This is a genomic window from Coleofasciculus sp. D1-CHI-01 (genome assembly GCF_040218875.1).
GTDB lineage: Bacteria > Cyanobacteriota > Cyanobacteriia > Cyanobacteriales > Coleofasciculaceae > Coleofasciculus.
In genome coordinates this window covers 83439-102778 of record NZ_JAVJQP010000053.1, presented here as the reverse complement: position 1 = coordinate 102778, position 19340 = coordinate 83439, and the positions used below count along the sequence as shown (strand labels likewise).

Here is a 19340-nt window from a genome sequence, read left to right as displayed (position 1 = left end):
GTTTTGTATTCTTGGCTTTCAAACTATTGATTTGTCTTGGTTCGGACGCTTGGGTTGGGAGTGAACTCCGTTTCAAGCGCATTTACCAATGTAGTGGCTATTTCTGGAGTTGTCAACCTTTTGAGGGATTTTTTTTTGGAGAAGTCAAAAACCCTTTCCCAGAGGGCGATCTGAGCTATGTTAAATCTAGAGCTAACCCGACCAGCTTGAGAAAATTACCCCTGTTTGTCAGATGAGAGCTTTACCGCCATTGATCCTGCTAGATCCGATCCTCCAGAACTGGTTGTTAGAAGATATCGGTCGAGGCGATCGCACTACTCAAGGCTTGTGGGAAGCCCCGAACAAAATTGTCCAAGCCGAATGGACGGCTAAAGCAGAGGGAGTGATTGCTGGATTGCCGATCGCGAAACGGCTCTTCCAACTCTTAAGCGATCAAACCAGTTTTGTGGCGGCTGTGGCTGAGGGGGAATACTGTCATCCTGGACAGGTAGTTGCTCGTTTACATGGCGCTCTAGATACTCTATTGATGGGAGAACGAGTGGCTCTCAACCTGGCGATGCACTTAAGCGGGATTTCTACCCTTACCCGCGAATATGTCGATCAACTCATCCATTTTCCCACTCAACTCGTCGATACCCGTAAAACGACCCCTGGGCTAAGACTGCTAGAAAAATATGCCACCCAAGTCGGCGGTGCCATTAATCATCGTTTTGGCTTAGATGATGCCGTGATGATTAAAGACAATCATATAGTGGCAGCAGGTAGCATCAAAGACGCGATCGCTCGTATCCGGGAACAAATGCCCTACCCCCTAAGGATTGAAGTCGAAACCGAAACCCTAGAGCAAGTGACAGAAGCCTTAGATCAGGGGGCTGACATTATCATGCTGGACAATATGCCCTTAGAGAGGATGCGACAGGCGGTACATAAGATTCGCGGCAAAAATGACCGACTGAAAATTGAAGCCTCTGGGAATATCACCCTGGACACCATTCGTGCTGTAGCCCAAACCGGTGTAGACTATATTTCCACGAGTGCCCCCATAACTCGTTCCACTTGGCTGGATTTAAGTATGAACTTACTGCACGAGAATCACATTTAAGTGGGTGGACACAATTAAAGTTAACGGTTGAGATTGGGGAACAGGGAACACCTCGACTTACCTCGACTCCGCTCGGTAACACGCTCGGTGTCTCACAGGGAACAGTAAGGGTTTGAGGCTTGTTTATATGACTTAATCTAGTTAATTTTATTTCCACCAACCTACTTAAAGTTCATTTCCTAATGTTTTGAGTAAGCCATGTCTCCCTAATTCTTGGCAACCTCTTATCGTTTCAACTCTTTACCTAGCGCAATGACTTCAACCTTGGAACAACTAAAAGCCAAATGTGAGCAAGCATTGATTGCTGCCTTTGGTGAAACGATGGCGGGTACAGATCCAATGTTAGTTCCTGCCAGTAACCCAAAATTTGGTGATTATCAATCGAATGCGGCACTCTCTCTGGCAAAACCGCTAGGTCAACCTCCACGAGCGATCGCACAGATGCTGATTAACCATCTCGATGTTGCTGATATCTGCCATCCTCCCACAGTCGCAGGACCCGGTTTTATTAATTTCACCCTCAAATCCGCCTATTTAGAAGCCAAGCTGAATAGGAATCTCACCCACCCTCGCTTAGGTGTAGAACCCGCCAAACAGCCCCAGCGCGTTGTTGTGGATTTTTCCAGTCCAAACATTGCTAAAGAAATGCATGTCGGTCATCTGCGCTCCACTATTATTGGTGACTGCATTGCCCGTGTTTTGGAATTTCGAGATCATCATGTCCTGCGCTTCAATCATGTCGGAGATTGGGGAACTCAATTTGGCATGTTAATTACCTATCTTCGGGAAGTTTGCCCAGAGGCATTAACCACGGCTGAGGCGGTTGATTTAGGAGATTTAGTTAGCTTTTATCGACAAGCTAAAAAACGGTTCGATACCGATGAAGCCTTCCAAGAAGCCGCACGACAGGAAGTTGTGAAACTGCAAGCTGGGGCTGAAGATACCAAACGAGCTTGGCAGTTGCTGTGTGAGCAATCCCGGCGGGAATTTCAGGTCATTTATGATTTACTGGATGTGCATATCACCGAACGGGGTGAATCATTCTATAACCCCTTACTTCCCGATGTCGTCAAAGATTTAGAACAATCAGGCTTATTAGTGGAAAACCAAGGCGCTAAATGCGTTTTTTTAGAAGGATTTACGAATAAAAAAGGTGAACCTTTACCCTTAATTGTGCAAAAGTCGGATGGGGGTTATAACTATGCTACAACTGACTTAGCGGCACTACGCTACCGGATTGAGCAAGATGGGGCAAATCGGATTATTTATGTTACTGATGCTGGACAAGCGAATCATTTTGCCCAAGTATTTCAGGTTGCACAACGAGCAGGTTGGTTACCGGAGACTGTTGAAATCGTGCATGTTCCCTTTGGATTGGTACTAGGGGAAGACGGGAAAAAGCTAAAAACTCGGTCGGGAGAGACAGTACGATTGCGGGATTTATTAGATGAAGCGATCGCGCGGGCGCGTGCTGATCTGGAAACTCGCATCCAAGAGGAGGAACGCCAGGAAACCGAGGAGTTCATTGAACATGTGGCTCAAGTGGTTGGTATGGCGGCGGTCAAATATGCTGACCTCAGTCAAAATCGCACCAGCAACTATGTGTTTAGCTTCGATAAGATGCTATCGCTCAAAGGAAATACAGCACCGTATCTGCTGTATGCTTATGCCCGGATTCAAAGTATTGGTCGCAAAGGTGGCATTGATTTTGAGCAGTTAAGAACATCTACTCAAGTCTCATTAAAAGAAGACCAAGAAGCAACACTAGCTAAACATCTACTACAAGTAAACGAGGTAATTAAAGAAGTTGAGCAAGAGTTATTGCCTAATCGTCTTTGTCAGTATTTGTATGAACTGAGCGAGAAATTCAGTCAATTTTATGACCAATGTCCTGTGCTTAAAGCGGAGGAATCCGTGAGACTATCACGATTAATATTGTGTGACTTAACAGCTCAAACATTGAAACTGGGATTGTCGTTACTCGGTATTTCGGTACTCGAACGGATGTAGAAAACATCCCCGTTTGCCAAAGGATAGCTTTTCAGTCTGATCAACCGCTGGTTCAAGGAAGATAACTTAGCAAGTGCAAGTAAATCACCCTCAAACCCTTACTGTTCCGTGTTCCCCGTTCCCTGTTCCCTAATCTCAACTGTTAACTTTAATTGTGTCCACCCACTTACTGGTCATATTCACGGAATTTTCACATAAATCGAGCCATTCTTCATCAACGCTTATCCCAAAAGCCTCTGTAGAACGGTTAAGCTACTAGGTAAGACGATATACATCGCTTACTCCCAAGTTGCAATTAGTGTATCTCACTCCTTATCCCGTTCTCAGTGGGTCGAGAACGGGATTTTTCATTATTGGGTGGTACCATTTTGATAAGTAAAAAGGGATAGAGTATCGGGATCAATAACAACGGACAAAGAAGCCATGACCAACGACCAGACCCAACTTTACAGAAACTTCATCGATTTTTCATATAAACTTTATCGTGGCTACACACAACTCCTGCCACTTGGGTAGATAATAAAAATATAGATGAAATCTTTTTCCCACCCTTGGAAAAGTCCCCGAAAGGGGATTTTTTTTTTGGCGACATAACTTAACAAAACTTCAACCCATAATCCCCTTTGCCGGATTCCCGAAAGCGATAACTGTAAGAGGGGGTGACGATTGTACTCACCCTCTGATTAATGAAAATCTCAGCTCAAGCCCTCTGTGTTGGATTACTTGTTTCTGGAGGGTTAACTTCGCCTGTCATTGCCCAAACCCTTGAGTCGGAAACCGATACGCCCCGTTCACTGACTGAAGGAACTGCCACAGATTTGAGAGTCTTACCCCGTATAGGCGGTCAGTTTACCAGCGAAGGAGCCGGCTATCAAGACCCATTTTTTAGTCTGGAAGGCTTTGTTCCGATTACTCAGAATCCCGGAAGTACCGTGACATTTCTGGAAGGGCAATTACACCTGTTCACCGACTCCACGATGGGCGGAACGATTCTTCTGGGACAACGATTTTACAATTCCACGCAAAACCGGATTCTCGGAGGCTATCTTTCCTACGATACCCGCGATACCGGAAACAGCTTGTTTCACCAAATTGGTGCAGGGTTTGAACGACTAGGAGACGATTGGGATTTGCGGGTGAATGCGTATTTGCCAGTTGGTGAACGCCGCCCAGAGGTGGATGAGTCGTTCTCCCTGGGCGGATTTCAGGAGAATAATTTACTTCTCAATCATCGCCAGCGCTTTGAAGCAGCAATGGCTGGATTTGATATTGAAGCGGGGGGAAGGTTATTGCGATTAGGGGCGGGAGATTTACGGGGATATGCAGGGTTTTATTACTATGGTGGGGAGGGAACTGATGGTGCGATTGGGATTCGAGGGCGATTGGAGGCGCGTCCCACTGATTATCTGAATCTGGGTTTATCGGTGCAAACTGACCAAATTTTTGATACTCGGATTCTCCTCAGTTTAGGCGCAACCTTTCCTGGAACTCGTCCCCGTGGGGTTGAATCAGGTAGCGCTTTTGCGCGTATGGGGGAATCGGTGGGACGTATCGCCACCATTGTTGTTGATGAACAAACCGAAAATGAGCAAGTTGCGGCGATAAATCCCCAAACGGGTCAACCTTGGCAGTTTCAACAGGTCACGTTGGGGAGGAGTACCGGAAATGGTACGTTTGAAACACCGTTTGGGACAGTGCAAGATGCATTGAGTGTGGCACAAGCTGATGATATTGTTTATGTGCAAGTGGGTACGACATCTGAGACAGAAGGGTTTCAGTTTGCTGATGGAGTAACGGTACTCTCAGCAGCATTACCCCAATACATTGATACTCAGCAACTAGGTACGCTTCAGTTACCCTTATCGGGAAGCGGTGAGTTTCCCACGATTACAGGAACAGTAACCCTAGCCAATAATACGACCCTGACCGGCTTTGCGATCGCGAATGCCACGGGAAATGGTATCCAAGGCGCGGCTATTGAGAATGTGACGATTCAAGATAACCGCATCACCAACGCCACAGGACAAGGGATTAGTCTCATCGATGTAACTGGAACCAGTGCGATCGCTCGTAATGTTATCACAAATAGTGGTCAGCAGGGCGTTTTTATTCAAGCATCGGGAACCACTCAACAAGAACTCACCCTAGATAGTAATCAAATCAGTGACAGTGGTGGTCAAGGTGTTTTTATTCAAGCCTCTGGTGAGGTGCAACAGCAATTAACCGCAACCAATAATCAAATTACTAATAGTGTCGGTCAAGGATTTTATCTGGCTGGGAATAATAATAGTCGTCAAGTCTTTGACGTTTTAAATACAAGTATTAGTAACACCGTCTTGGATGAAAATGGGGATGGTGGTCAAGGTCTTTTCCTGCAAGCCAATGCCAGCGCCCAGCAAACTTTGACTCTGGAGACCTTAACGGTTACTGAAAGTGCAGGTCAAGGCATCTTTATCGCCGCCAATGGTAACGAAAATGACCTGACGCAGCAATCTATCCAAGATTTTAACCTCAGTAACGCCACCGTTAGCGAGAGTACAGGACAAGGAATTTTTATCGCCGCTAATAATAACAGTGAGCAAACCTTTGATATTGATGCCAGTAGCATTAACCAGACTCGCCTCGGCAGTAATGGGGATGGCGGTCAAGGTGTCTTTATTCAGGGGAATCGCGTCGCTGTTCAAGATTTCACCCTCAACGATACCACAGTCACAAATAGCGCTGGACAAGGCATTTTAATTGCTACCAATGGTGATGAAAAGGACTTAACTGCCCAATCGAGACAGGAGTTCCAAGTGAATAGCACGGACGTGAGTGATACTGTAGGTCAGGGAATTTTTATTGCCGCCAACAATAACAGCGAACAAGTCTTTAATATCGACAGCAGCACGATTCGTAATATTGAACTCGACGCTCAAGGCGAAGGTGGACAAGGGATTTTTGTGCAAGGTAATCGTATGGCAGTCCAAGAGTTTCAGATTGATAGTACCACGATAACCAACAATGCTGGACAGGGTATTTTTGTGGCAACGAATGGAGATGAAAATGACCTCAGTGTACAATCACAGCAAGAGTTTGCCATCACAGACGCCCAGATTAGCCAGAGTATAGGTCAGGGAATTTTCATGAGCGCTAATAACAATAGCACTCAAAATTTTGAGATTAAAGATAGTACGATTAATGGCACAACTTTGAATACTTTAAACAGTGGCGGTCAAGGGGTTTTTGTCCAAGCCAATAGCATTGCCCAACAAGACTTCACGATTGATAATCTCCAAATCAGTGATAGTCAGGGTCAAGGTATTTTTGTTGGGGCGAATGGGGATGAGAAGAATCCCGAACTCCAATCTCAGCAACGGTTTCAGATTAGTAATGTGCAGATTAGTAATAGCACAGGTCAGGGAATTTTTGTATCGGCGAATAATAATAGCCGCCAGGAGTTTGAGGTTGAAACCAGTACAATTAGCGGTACAACTCCCACCAGTGGAACGGATGGAGGTCAAGGCATTTTTGTCCAGGGAAATGCTGTCTCGGTACAAGATTATCGGATTAACAATACCATGGTTACGGATAATGCTAGTCAGGGTATCTTTTTGCAAACGAATGGCAATGCTGAAACTCTTGCCGATGTAGAGTTGACAATTTTGGATAAAAATGCTATTCCAGGATTTAATGCTGTACTCAATAGCGATCGCACATTCTGCCTCGCCCTAACTGAGACTACCAGCACGACAGCGTTTCAGCTTCAGCGCAATAATGGCACATTCGAGGTCGTGAATCTAGATACTCTCACTCAGAATAATACAGGAACCGTTAATTTTGCTCCCACCCTGGAAGACTTTACTAACGTTTTTCAGTGTAATTGAGGGTAGTGGCGTGGCACACCTTATTTGGTTGATTAGAATTGTAGGGGCGCACGCCCCGTGCGCCCGATTTAACCATCAATCTATCCCACAATTTTAGCTGTGCCACGCCAGTAGGAGGGGTGTAGGGGCGGGTTTAGCCGTTTAATTGACGGGTATACCGATAACTTATCAACAAAACCCGCCCTCTGGTCGTTTAGATTTGAGACAAAGGACGTAGCGTGGTTCTCAAGGGATCAAGTAGGACGAATGACGTAGCTTGCTTCTCGCGAAGCGAGTATGACGAATAACAAATAGCTATTTTGTCAAGATCAGTTTTAGATCAAGAGCAAAGTGCGTCAGAACTGATCTAGAAGATCGTCTAGCTTATGAGTCAATATAATAAGTAGCAAGACTCCAGATGCAGTCATCAACCAAACAACTCTGCCTGAAGGAGAAAAGCATACACCCTGATACTTGTCCTCAGCCTTTCACAGAAAGCGCTGAGGTTTTTCGTATGTTGCCACTTTAACGGATGCGGATGGCTTGAATAAATTCGTTTACGGCATCGTACTGATCGGGATACGCAATGTAGCGTAACAACAGCGCCTTATCCAAATCGGGGAAAAAGGAACTACGATTCACCTCTTCGTACTCTAGAGATGCGCCCAGAGAGAATATCCTCATCTGATCGGATTTCCAGAACCAGACTTCAGACACTCGTCTGGCTTTATACAAATCCCGTCTATCGATAGTTCCACTGGTCACGATAATTTCGATCACAATATCAGGCGTTTCCTTATTACTACCAACGCAATAAGATTCATCAGGTGTACCGGAGGCATATCCAGGCGATTCCAGCGTAAATCCGCCACGCCTGTAAAATCGGATGCCCTTTTCTCTCATGTAAGCTTCTAACAGCAAGCTAAGAGTGCTTTTAATATTTTCATGAAATGCCCCAATCGGAGACATAATTTCCATTACCCCGGATAAGTAAGTCAGCCTGACACCTTGATTATTCTGTAATTGGGTTTCGATCGCTTTGAACTGTTCCCAGGTAATATCATGCAAAGTCACCAATTTTTCGGTTAATGGTGGTTGAGGTTGCTTGTCTAAAAGGGAGACGTTCATGGCTTTTTCTGGCAAACAAGGTAATTTTAGGGAAGGTAGGCAAGATTTATAATGCTTAAAACGAGTCGTGTTATCGTTTGTTGATCTTGCCCACCTCAAGGTTATTTGGGATTTATGATTTATAACCAATGGTGCAAGGTTATCAGTACGCTTGATAACCTTGCACCATTTTCATTCAGTCCCGGTTAACCCAACGATCAAGCCAACTGCTTCACGCGAAATTGCTGCAACTCTTCTGGGCGCATCGCCCCTTTTTCGGTAATAATGGCTGAAATTAACTCGGCTGGCGTGACATCAAACCCTGGATTATAAAATTCCACCCCTGTAGGACATGTCACCGTCTCACCAATTTGATAAATTTCTGAGGGATGGCGTTCTTCAATCGGAATTAAATCGCCTGTGGGTAAGTCAAAGTCAACTGTAGATAGGGGGGCGGCGACAAAGAAAGGAATATTATGGGCTTTGGCGAGTAATGCCACACTATAGGTGCCAATTTTATTCGCCGTATCTCCATTGGCAGCAATTCTATCTGCACCCACCATCACCGCATCAATTAATCCCTGATGCATACAATGGGCTGCCATATTATCGGTAATTAACGTTACCGGGATTCCCTCTTGCACACATTCCCACGCCGTCAGTTTTGCCCCTTGTAACCGGGGACGAGTTTCACACGCATAAATTCTGGCTAAACGCTTCTCGCGCCAGGTTGAACGCACCACGCCCAAGGCTGTACCATAGCCGGCTGTGGCGAGGGAACCCGCATTACAATAGGTAAGAATACATAATTTTTCTGGAGTCCCAGGCATAGCCGCCAACCCATTATCCCCGATCGCTTTACAGATCTCTAAATCTTCAACCTGAATCGCTTGGGCGGTTACTAACAGTGCCGTTTTTAACTGATCTACCGAACCAATGGTTTCATGGGCAGTTTTCAACATCCGGGCGATCGCCCAAAATAGATTCACTGCTGTCGGGCGAGTCTGGCGCAGGAGTTTGGCTACCTCTTCAAGTTCAGTAACAAACGTTTCGCGATCGTGGGTTTTAATGTCTCGCGCCCCTAAGTACATCCCGTAAGCCGCCGCCACACCAATCGCTGGCGCACCTCGGACAATCATAGTTCTAATTGCCCGTGCCATATCCTCACAGCACTTAATTTCAACAACTGTATAGTTGTGGGGTAAACGGGTTTGGTCAATTAGGAGTACGCGATCGTCGCGCCAAACGATGGGATACACCGGATTGCTGGGCATGGTTACTTAAGGGCTAATGTGAAAGACTGCATATAGTTTAACTTGCTTTGGTTATTTGTCCTTTGTCCTTTGTCCTTTGTCATTCATCATTCGTCTTTTGTATAGCGGTACTAAGACAGGTTAGGACATTCTTTACTGTTCCCTGTTCCCTGTTCCCTTTTGGACTAACTGATGTCCTTTCCGTACCTCGTAGTGCTATAAATTTAGATACATCCCTTCAGTAACTCTGCCTCATAAGTCATGTTTATAATTCATTACATATTTTGCTTTCCACCAGGAGCGAATTTTTCGGATCAGGTAAACGATTAAACTCTTGGACAGTTTATTAAATTTATAGTAAAACACAATATCCATCATCTCTTGAGTGTCTAGAGGCGTCAGATAAGATACCCCTTCATCAATTTTTTCGTCGCTTTCGATTAAATAACGTTTCTTGCAAATTTTTTCAGATAAATTCCAAGTTCGGTAGAATTTCTGATAAATTTCTTGTTGATACTCCAGAAAACTGGCTGATTGACCCTTTAAATACTGCTGAATATGCTTGCCCGCGATTTCGGCGCAATGCATGGCATGGCGAATCCCTTCACCGCCCAAAAGGTTTACCATGGATACGGCATCCCCAATGGCAATAATATTATCGCGATAATAAATATCCCTCAGTCCACTGGAATAGTGTAGCGTTGACCCATGAGTATCGATTATCCTATAGTCTTTGGCTCGTATATGCTCGTGAATCAGTAAATCAATATAATATCGAATCGATTCCGTCTGCTTAATAATTTTATGATCCAATCGATACGATGCTGCGCCTACCTTTAACCGAGGCTTCTCCATGGGAAATATCCAAGAATAGCCTTTTGGCATCCATTTATGTCCTAAGAAAAACCAGAGAGACTGGGCATACTTATCATAATCATTATCTGAGACTTCAATTAAATATTCAATCCCAGAGGGCTTAAAAAACGCAGGTTTCTCACTTTCCTTAGGATACATTACCGCTCTAGCGGGTCCTGTAGCATCCACTAGCACCTGGGTAGTGACAGTAATGGCTTCACTCCCTCGCGGCTTCAGTTCAACCAACGTCTCGCCCTGTTTTTGGGCATATCTGATATATCGACATCCCAGCCAAACGTCGCCGCCACAAGATTTAACTTCATCAGCCAGAAATTGTTTCAACTTGGCGAAATTTAAGACAGCGCCTAAGGTTTGCGGAGCATCCCAATTTCGGGTTAAATTGGTGGTGACAATCACCAAATTATGCCAAAAACTACCGACAACATCCTCCGGTAAGTCAAATTTTTCTAAGGTTTCTAATGGCGTAGCCGCACTGGAAAAATTATTTTTCTCAAAGGTTTCATGCTGCTCGACCAACAAAACCTGATAACCGGATTTCGCTAACCACCTTGCACAATGTCCCCCGGCTGGACCTGCACCGACTACGACAACATCGAATTTTCGCATACTATATTAGTAAAGGGTGTCATGATTCCAGTCTCTCATACCAGGTTGCCCGTTTAGTAGTAACCGTTAATTTTTTTTTGCACAGGGTAAATGGAAAACTTGCTTCCTTTCCGTCCTGCTCCTTTACCCTGTCCATCTGTTACTGCGCTTAAAGAGGATTGGAAATCGGGGATGAAGACAGGTTACATCCTCGATTATCAGTTGCAACATTACTCCGTCCTGAATGACTAACGTACTCTCTCCTTCCTTTAAGCAGGAGAGAGACGTTTGGACTGCGAAATACAACTGAGGAGCAAATAAACCATTCCAAAATTATGTATGAAATCATCTAAACGCGAGCAAATTGCCCAAGCCGCTATGCAACTTTTTATCCAGCATGGCTATAGGGAAACAAGTATGGATCAGATCGCCGCTGAAGCAGACGTATCGAAGCATACCATTTACAATCATTTTCAATCCAAAGAAGGATTGTTTATCGAATTGATGGAACAGTTTATCTGTAAGCAGTTTCAGCCTGAGTTTAATTCTGACCTGTCGGATGAGCCAGGAACAGGGTTACGGAGACTAGGAGAGGCATTTCTCTCGAAACTGAGTAATCCAGAGTACGCGGCGTTTCTACGTTTGTTGATTGCCGAATCGGGTCATTTTCCGCACTTAGCACAATTGTTTATCCGCCGGATTATTGGGGAAGAACGTCATAGTCTGAAGCAGTATTTTGAGTCCCATCCAGACTGGCACATTCGTGATCCGGAGTTGACTGCTTATATTTTTTTGAGTTCTATGTCTTCCTTGGTACTTTTTCAAGAGGTTATGCAAGGAAAGTCAATTTTGTCAATCGAACAAGACCGTTTAATTGACCAGTTAGTTGACTTGGTTTTATCGAACTCGGCTGTCCAATTTTTATCACCGCCCTGAGACGAATGGTTGCCGGGATAAGGTCAAATTTAGCGGTTGAGATTAGGGCGGGTTTTGTTTTTCATTTATTGGTGAGAAAGGGCGGGTTTTGTTTTTCATTTATCGGTGAGAAAGGGCGGGTTTTGTTGTTCCGTTATCGGTGGAGAGGGCGGGTTTTGTTGTTCCGTTATCGGTGGAGAGGGCGGGTTTTGTTGTTCCGTTATCGGTGGATATCTAAATTTAGTCCCTAAACCCGCCCCTACAATTGTCCCTAAACCCGCCCCGACAATTGTCCCTAAACCCGCCCCGACGCTACACCCCACACCCTGCCTTTAACCAAACATGATATCCCTTAATGCTACTTTTACCCCTTCATACAACCGCTTCAGCCGCGACACAACCTCGGAAGCGGTGGTTAATTGCTCATTTTCTCCCATTCTTTCTAACTTTTCGCAGTATTCCGAAAACGTTATTGCCCCTAGAGACGCACTGCTGGACTTGAGAGTATGGGCTGATTCTTCTAGCCCGGTTGCATTTCCCTGAACAATGGCTGTCTCCATCCCTTGGATTAATGCTGGAGTTTCGGTTAAGAAAACCGTAATTAATTGAGCCAAACATGCTGAAATAGCAGGGGAAGGCGATCGCGAGGAATGCCAATTCCTGTATCCTTAATCGCAAACTGAATCTCATAGTTTGGGCAAGTCGCAGCAGACATCGGGAACGCTTCAGTCCCAAATTCTTTGGCATGGACTTCAACCGTTACTTCCCCTTCCTGGGTAAATTTAATCGCATTTCCCAACAAGTTGACCAAGATTTGCCGTAAGCGGGTAACATCCCCGACAATTCGGTCTGGCGTTCCGGGTTCAATCAGATAAGCCAATTCCAATTTTTTCTGGGCAGCTTTGGGAGCGAGTAAGTCGAGGGCTTCTTCAATACAAGTTCGCAAATCAAAGGGTTGTTCTTCTAAATCCAGCTTGCCCGATTCAATCTTAGAAAAGTCTAGGATATCATTAATAATGACCAGCAATGCATCACCGCAATTGCGAATAGTTTCGGTGAATTCCTGCTGCTGGGGAGTAAGTTGGGTATCTAAAAGTAAGCCAGTCATGCCAATCACCCCATTCATCGGCGTGCGGATTTCGTGACTCATCGTTGCCAGAAAATCCCCTTTGGTTTCATCAACTGTTCTAGAGTCAAAAAGTCCCAATCGAGAACCGCTTCTGGACTGACAGCGCTTAAAAATTCAGCCTGATCTTCGGCTCGTTGCTCAAGATTGGTTAACTGAATAGTCAATCGTTTATTGATCTGCAAAACGCCAAAGAGTAATTGGCTGACAACTAAGACACTACTGGCAATTCCCAGATAGCGGAGAGTAATGCTTTGATTCCACTTGCCTAATGTTTTTTGTTTGAGAGTCATCGTCAGCGTTTCTATTAGAGTTCCAGTTGAACTAAGGCTTGGCGTTCCAGCTTTTGAGCTTTAAGGTTTCAATTAGGCGATCAAGTTCAGAATAGTCAGCGGCTGGCGTAAATTTCTCTAATCGGGCAGCTGTTAGGGCAGGATGATTGGCGGGAATGTTCAGCAGTGCATTCTTAACCTTATCCACGAGTTGCGGGTCAGTATCCTGGAGCGCAGCCCAAGACCACTCTGGGTAGAGTGCTGTGGTATGTTTGTAGTAGAAATTGTCGTTGGTTGGGTTAATAATTCTGACCACATCGGTACTGTTTATTAATCCTTTGTTGACCATTCTTTCCAATTGCCCAGTCCGAATAAAGCCTACATCAATTGTGCCGTTGAAAACCGCTAATACAATGTTATCCTGGGATTTATTTTCGACAAAGCTCCTAAAATCTGTAAATGAATCAATCCCGTTTTGCTGCAGGTGATAGATTTGAAAAACACAACCCGCTGCCGCAGTCTCAAAATCCACACAGGCGGCTGTCTTTCCTCGTAAGTCTTCCAGGGTTTGAATGTCACTATCTCGTTTGACGATAATTAAGCCACTAAATTCTGCACCCGTTTGGGGGCGAACATGGGTGGTGATAAATTCGGTATTGTAGAGCCGACGAAGTTGGACAGCAGCGAGGGGATTATTCAGGGTAAAATCCAGATTTCCCTCTGCTACTTCCGTAAATTGACTTTCCTGAGTTAAGGGTATTAATTCAAAAGGACGATTCGTAACTTTAGAGAGATAGTTCAATAAAGGACTATACCGTTCGTTAACAGATACAGCACTATCAATAGCAAGAATTCCCACTCTGACAGGTTCTCCGGTGACCTGTTGCACGGCGGTGGTTTCGACGGAGGACGTTGGCGGAGATTCAGCGATTTCTGTTTCCGTTCTGGCACAACTTATTAAAGGTAGGAGCAGACTGAGGATGAGCAAGCAAAAGACGGCGGGCTGAGGACGGAAGGCGCTAAGATTTAGGATGTCTGCTTGGTGTTTGTTTTCATTGGTCATAATCTTGTGGTGGGGAGAGGCAACAGTCAGGGTTTAAAACGTCTAAATATTTCTGAATAAAACACTCATGATTTATATCCAGGTACGTCTAGCTCCCTAAAAAATTAAGACAATCTAATTTTCAACAAGGAAAAGTCATCAGAAAGGACACCATTACAGCCAAGGGATTGGATATGTTTAAAAACTTGTGTTAGAGTGTTATTGGCGGATAAACTGCTAATTTCTAGAACTTCAGAGAATGCATTAAGCCCCCAAATTTCGCCATTGGCTTGATGAATTTCATAAACTCCGTCACTAAATAAATAGAGTGTGCTGTCGGGTTGAATTTCGCATAAATCTTCATCAAAATCGGCTTCTGGAAGCATACCAATGGGAATACTCATCGCTTCCAACCGTTGTATGGGAGTTGAAGTATCAGCCAGTAAAAGAGCGGGAGGATGTCCAGCACAAGCATAAACTAAGGTGCGATTAGTCCGGTTGTAAACGCCATACCAAATGGTGAAATAGTCATCTCCGGTGTCACCCATCTGAAAGATGGTATTCAGTGCCGTGAGAACCGCGCTGGGTTGGTAAAAGTTGGTGTTGGCTAGAGACTGCGATCGCAGAATATTCAACACTGATACCGATAGCAGGGCGGACTTCACCCCATGTCCGGCGACATCTAACAGGTACATGACTAAATGTTCCGAATCTAGCCAATAATAATCAAAGGCATCACCCCCTAACTGCAACGAGGGAACAAACTGCTGTTCAATCGTGACAACCGATTCCGTAATGGGGCGGGGTAAGAGCGATCGCACGTAGTCGGCGGCTTGATTTAATTCCTGTTGCAAAATCTGATTTTGACGCTGCAATTCTTCCTCGGCTTGCTTGCGTTCAGTGATATCATTGAGTGTGCCGGAAATTCCTCTGAGAGTCCCATTTTCATTTAAGAGTAGGCGGGCATACACTTCAATATAGGCGACCGTCCCATTTTTTGATAAATAGCGAACTTGGTAACAGCAATCTGGCGTTTGAGGGGTGAGATCTTGTTCTGCGGCTTTATCTTTACCCACCTGTAAGGCGTTAACTGAATAGGATTGGAGTAGATAGTGGAATTGTGCGTCATGATCGTGACGATCATCAGGGTGAATGAAGTCTACAAAGCGCTTACCAAGACTTTCGGGTATAGAAAATCCTGTAATTTCTGTCCAAGCAGGATTAAGAAAGGTTAATTGTCGTTCAGCATTCATTTGGAAGATCACTTCTTTGAGATTTTCCACCACGGAACGATATTGCTTCTCGCTTTTGCGTAACGCCTTCTCCGCCCAACTCGCTTCCAGCAGACGACGCACTCGTCGCCGTAACACGGGGGCGTGAATCGGTTTAGTCACATAATCCACCGCACCCGCTTCAAACGCCCGATCCACGGAGGTTTGGTCATTCAATCCCGTAATCATTAGAATAGGAGTGCGATCGCTACCCATCAAGGCTTGCAGTTTGCGGCAACAGGTAAAACCATCCATCTGTGGCATCATTGCATCAAGCAGTACCATATCCGGTTGTAGCTGGGCGTAAGTCGCAAGGCATTGTTCTCCATTCTCTACTTCTTCGACTCTGTAACCCTCTTTTTCGATGATGTGACGCAGCATGATCCGCGTAAATCGGTCATCATCAACGATAAGAATCAAGGCAGAATTTGAGTGAATTGAGTGACTCATGCGATCGGTTTATATATTAATCAACTTAATTATCAGTAATGCTGATGTACCAGTGGTTTCCCACTCTACGTCAGTATCATTCCGTTAATTGTGGACTTGACACTGCCGCAGACACCAGCGAAGAATTACGGTAATTTGTTTTAAGTCACAAAAACTTTCTCCTAGAATTCACGTATTGACAAAATTCAAAAAATGTTTTTAGGTGGGTACTTTTCACGGTATGTAGCGCCATGTGAGTCTGTAGGGGCGGGTTTCACGACTATCTTTTTGGTTGCACCCAGATGTGACTAAACCCGCCCCGACTCAGGTTTCTACTCAGTAAATTTACGGATTAGACTGCCTTTCCTTGATCAAATATTCATAGTTTTCCCGGATGTAAGGGACAGTCATGACTGACTAAGATGTTTATTGTTCAGGAGTTAGTCATGAGCGTAAACGGTTTCAATTATGGTTTAGACTTTGTGCAATTCCTGCCAACTGTAAGTAGGATACGCTGGCATTACCGAAGGATTTTTATCTGGACTGTCGGGTTGTGGATATTGAGTGTTGGTAGGTTACAGGCAATCAGTCAAGCTACTTTTAATCAGGTAGATTCTATGCCATTTTCGGATAATTTGGCTGAATTGGATAAGACGATAACGGAAACGTCGGTTATGTCTAAGTCGGGGAAAAAAGAGAACGTGCCGTTACAACCAACCCTGTCGCCGTCTTTGCCAGGGAGAACTTTGAATAGTTCTGTAGCGTCATCGACAGTAACATCCGCTCAAACAGATCGTCCTTTGACTGAAGCGTCTTGGGCTGAACTAGATGATTATTCTGATCAATTCCCTCTGTTGATAGCTGCACCAGAAAACTTTAATCCGGGGTTAAGATTGCCGCCTGAATCTCCAGAGTTGCCACCCCAACCGAGTTCAGCTTCATCTTCTAGTGAGTCGATTATTTTAGAAGGTTTAACGACTGATTTTCGCTATGATCAAGATAACTTTGATCAACGTAATTTATTTATTGAAGAAACGGCTCAATTCCGTTTACGCAATGGCAATATTATCCGATTAAAAACAGGATTTAATTCCTTTGAGCATCCTGATGTTGATTCTGTGACCAATATCCCCATTCAAGTGGGTTGGGAGGGGAAAATAGATCAAGTTACAGTGGAGGTGGCTGGAGGAGTTGATCTGTTTGACCGTTTGCCAACGGCGCTGAATTTGAGCGCTAGGGTGGAAGCGCCTATTGCGGTTAAGGTGAGTCCGACGGGAGAGTTAGAATCGGGAATTTTTCCTGCCTTTATTGTCGAACAAGCGCCCTATAAGTTTAATGCTGAAACTCTGGATAATCAAATCACGGCTTGGCGATTTGGTCCCAATGTATACTGGCAGATTGCCCCAGATACGAGCTTTTTTACCTTTCTACGATTGGGGCTTTATAACGATGGGAATCAAGAGTGGCAATCCTTTAGTCGGCTAGAGCAGAAAATGGGTCAGTTTTATCTGGCGGCTAATCTGTTTACCTGGAGTTATCAAGAGGATTTAGAGAGGCAAAGTGGCTATTTTTCGCCGCCTGATTTCTTAGTTTATAATGCCGAGATTGGTTGGGAAGGGGATGTTTTTGATTTTCTGAGTTGTCGGTTAGCGGCAACATTAGGACGCCAGCGATTAGATGGAGAATTTGATAATGCTAATGGGTATGAAGCCCGTTGTACAGCTAAGATTTCGCCCAATGTAGAGGCAGATTTCGGTTATCGCTATACCAATGTTCAGAATCGAGCGACTGGGGATAGTGACTATAACAATGATGCCTTTAGCGGACAGGTGCGGATTTCTTTTTAAGTCATTGGTCATTTGTCATTGGTCATTTGTAAAAGCTTAAGGAGTATTGACAAGATTTGATTTGGTTTTGTGTATTTTTGCCGACCTAGTTATTGCTGAATTTTCTATCAATAAATAAAAACGGGTTATCAAGGAGCATTATGAGTATTAATTTTGAACCACCGCCCAAAAAATTATCGCTTTTGGTTTGTGCTGGAGGAATTGCTACAGCCATCGCCGCGATCGCGAGTTTGGAAACCCTGTCGAATCAGCCGGATATGGCGTCTATTCCATCACCAGAAGTCTCGATTTCTCAAGTCATTACCCCTAAGACGAAGGAAAATCCTAAGTTGGCGAAACTTGATGCTGAATCGGTAAAATTGCCCGGTACTCCTGTTACATCTGCCGAACTCAAAGCGGCAGAACGTTCAATTATTCCCCCTGGTGCAGGTACATTGACCCCAGAAGAAATGGCAATGGCTGAACAAGCCTGGGAGTATTTTGAATACAACTGGAATGATCAAACCGGATTAGTCAATTCTGTTGATGGATTTGCCTCAGTAACGATGTGGGATCAAGGGGCAGCAATTGCCGCATTAGTCAGTGCTAATGAACTGGAGATTATCCCAGAGTCTGAATTTAAAACTAAGATGAGTCGTCTGTTGAAAACACTGGCAACGATGCCGCTTTATAAGGATGAATTGCCGAATAAAGTTTATAATGCTAAGACATTAATGCCTGTTGACTATGGTCAACTGGATAAGAAAGAGGAAATCGGTTGGTCAGCCATTGATTTGGGACGATTGGCGTTATGGCTAAAGATTGTCGGCGCGAAATATCCAGAGTTTAAATCAGAAACGGAAGCGGTTTGGGATCATTGGCAGGTTGAGCGGTTGACGGACAATAATCAGATGTATGGCACTAGCGTTGTTAAGGGTAAAGAGCAATATAATCAGGAAGGGCGCTTGGGCTATGAAAATTATGCAGCTTACGGTTTAAAGTTGTGGGAGTTGAATGTTAAAAAGGCATTATATTTTACTGAAAATGTGGCATTTGTCGATCTTTATGGTCAAGGGGTTCCTTATGACAAACGGGATTATGAAACCTCGGAAGCGAATAACTATGTCCTCAGCGAACCCTATATTTTAGATGGAATTGAAACCGGGTTTAAAGCGCTGCCGAAAGCTTACGCGGATCGACTTCTCGCGGCACAAGCAGCCCGGTACAACGCCACGAATCAATTAACAGCGATAACTGAAGATAATTTGGATCGTCCGCCTTATTTTGTCTATGGCACTTTGTTTGCGAATGGGGAAGCCTGGGCAACGATTACTGATACTCGCGAGAATCATGATAATTTGCGCTTTATCAGCACGAAAGCGGCGCTGGGTTGGCACGTTCTTTATAATACGGATTACACCAATAAGTTGTTTGAGTTTGTCCAATATAATCTCAAGGCGGATAAGGGATGGTACAACGGGTTTTATGAGTCGTTAGATGAACCGAATAAATCCCTGACGGCAAATAATAATGGTGTGATTCTGGAACTGTTTCTCTACAAAAAAGTTGGCGAACCACTCATCCAATGGGCAGGGGTGAAAGAATAGGTTTGTAGGGGCGGGTTTTACCGATAACGTGACGGTTCAAACTATTAATGTAACCAAACCCGCCCTGACCGAGT

Annotated in this window: 14 protein-coding genes and 1 pseudogene; 6 read left to right on the top strand and 9 right to left on the bottom strand. The window is 44.6% G+C overall.

From position 1 onward, the window contains the following. The first annotated feature begins 232 nt into the window (after positions 1-232). From nadC to RIB93_RS10495, 3 genes are all read left to right on the top strand, one after another. Positions 233-1102, top strand: a complete 870-nt coding sequence (gene nadC / locus RIB93_RS10505; RefSeq protein ID WP_446372728.1) for a carboxylating nicotinate-nucleotide diphosphorylase — start codon at positions 233-235, stop codon at positions 1100-1102. Positions 1103-1354: 252 nt separating this feature from the next. After that, on the top strand, positions 1355-3112 hold the full coding sequence (gene argS, locus RIB93_RS10500) for an arginine--tRNA ligase (RefSeq protein WP_446372727.1): 1758 nt from the start codon (positions 1355-1357) through the stop codon (positions 3110-3112). 686 nt (positions 3113-3798) lie between these two features. Beyond that, positions 3799-6978, top strand: coding sequence for a right-handed parallel beta-helix repeat-containing protein (locus RIB93_RS10495; RefSeq protein ID WP_446372726.1), 3180 nt, complete (start codon positions 3799-3801; stop codon positions 6976-6978). 504 nt (positions 6979-7482) lie between these two features. Here the strand turns inward: RIB93_RS10495 and RIB93_RS10490 are convergent. The 3 genes from RIB93_RS10490 to RIB93_RS10480 form a co-directional block, all read right to left on the bottom strand. Beyond that, entirely contained in the window at positions 7483-8085 is a 603-nt protein-coding gene (locus RIB93_RS10490; RefSeq protein ID WP_446372725.1) for a Uma2 family endonuclease, read from the bottom strand. A gap of 197 nt (positions 8086-8282) precedes the next feature. After that, complete coding sequence (gene mtnA, locus RIB93_RS10485) at positions 8283-9338, bottom strand: S-methyl-5-thioribose-1-phosphate isomerase (RefSeq protein ID WP_446372724.1); 1056 nt, start codon at positions 9336-9338, stop codon at positions 8283-8285. Between the two features lie 231 nt (positions 9339-9569). Further along, positions 9570-10799: an NAD(P)/FAD-dependent oxidoreductase gene (locus tag RIB93_RS10480; protein ID WP_446372723.1), complete on the bottom strand. Its 1230-nt coding sequence runs from the start codon at positions 10797-10799 to the stop codon at positions 9570-9572. A 318-nt stretch (positions 10800-11117) separates the two neighbouring features. Between RIB93_RS10480 and RIB93_RS10475 the strand changes: the two genes are divergently transcribed. Then, positions 11118-11714 (top strand): TetR/AcrR family transcriptional regulator, encoded by a 597-nt coding sequence (locus tag RIB93_RS10475; protein WP_446372722.1) that lies wholly within the window; start codon positions 11118-11120, stop codon positions 11712-11714. A 95-nt stretch (positions 11715-11809) separates the two neighbouring features. Here RIB93_RS10475 and RIB93_RS10470 read toward each other — a convergent pair whose 3' ends face one another. From RIB93_RS10470 to RIB93_RS10445, 6 genes and pseudogenes are all read right to left on the bottom strand, one after another. Further along, entirely contained in the window at positions 11810-12016 is a 207-nt protein-coding gene (locus RIB93_RS10470; protein WP_446372721.1) for a hypothetical protein, read from the bottom strand. A 9-nt stretch (positions 12017-12025) separates the two neighbouring features. After that, a complete protein-coding gene (locus RIB93_RS10465) occupies positions 12026-12307 on the bottom strand; it encodes an Hpt domain-containing protein (protein WP_446372720.1) in 282 nt (93 codons plus the stop codon). Positions 12308-12312: 5 nt separating this feature from the next. Continuing rightward, a pseudogene (locus RIB93_RS10460) lies at positions 12313-12864 on the bottom strand (histidine kinase dimerization/phospho-acceptor domain-containing protein); the annotation flags it as partial. Further along, the gene (locus RIB93_RS10455) at positions 12840-13112 is read right to left on the bottom strand and encodes a hypothetical protein (RefSeq protein ID WP_446372719.1); all 273 of its coding nucleotides are present in this window, start codon (positions 13110-13112) and stop codon (positions 12840-12842) included. The gene RIB93_RS10455 and the pseudogene RIB93_RS10460, both read right to left, overlap by 25 nt. 31 nt (positions 13113-13143) lie before the next feature. Then, complete coding sequence (locus tag RIB93_RS10450) at positions 13144-14154, bottom strand: phosphate/phosphite/phosphonate ABC transporter substrate-binding protein (protein WP_446372718.1); 1011 nt, start codon at positions 14152-14154, stop codon at positions 13144-13146. Positions 14155-14258: 104 nt separating this feature from the next. Next, positions 14259-15854, bottom strand: a complete 1596-nt coding sequence (locus tag RIB93_RS10445; protein ID WP_446372717.1) for a SpoIIE family protein phosphatase — start codon at positions 15852-15854, stop codon at positions 14259-14261. Positions 15855-16450: 596 nt separating this feature from the next. Here RIB93_RS10445 and RIB93_RS10440 point away from each other — a divergent pair. Further along, positions 16451-17680, top strand: a complete 1230-nt coding sequence (locus RIB93_RS10440) for a hypothetical protein (protein WP_446372716.1) — start codon at positions 16451-16453, stop codon at positions 17678-17680. A gap of 140 nt (positions 17681-17820) precedes the next feature. Further along, positions 17821-19266: a DUF3131 domain-containing protein gene (locus RIB93_RS10435; protein WP_446372715.1), complete on the top strand. Its 1446-nt coding sequence runs from the start codon at positions 17821-17823 to the stop codon at positions 19264-19266. Positions 19267-19340: the final 74 nt, after the last annotated feature.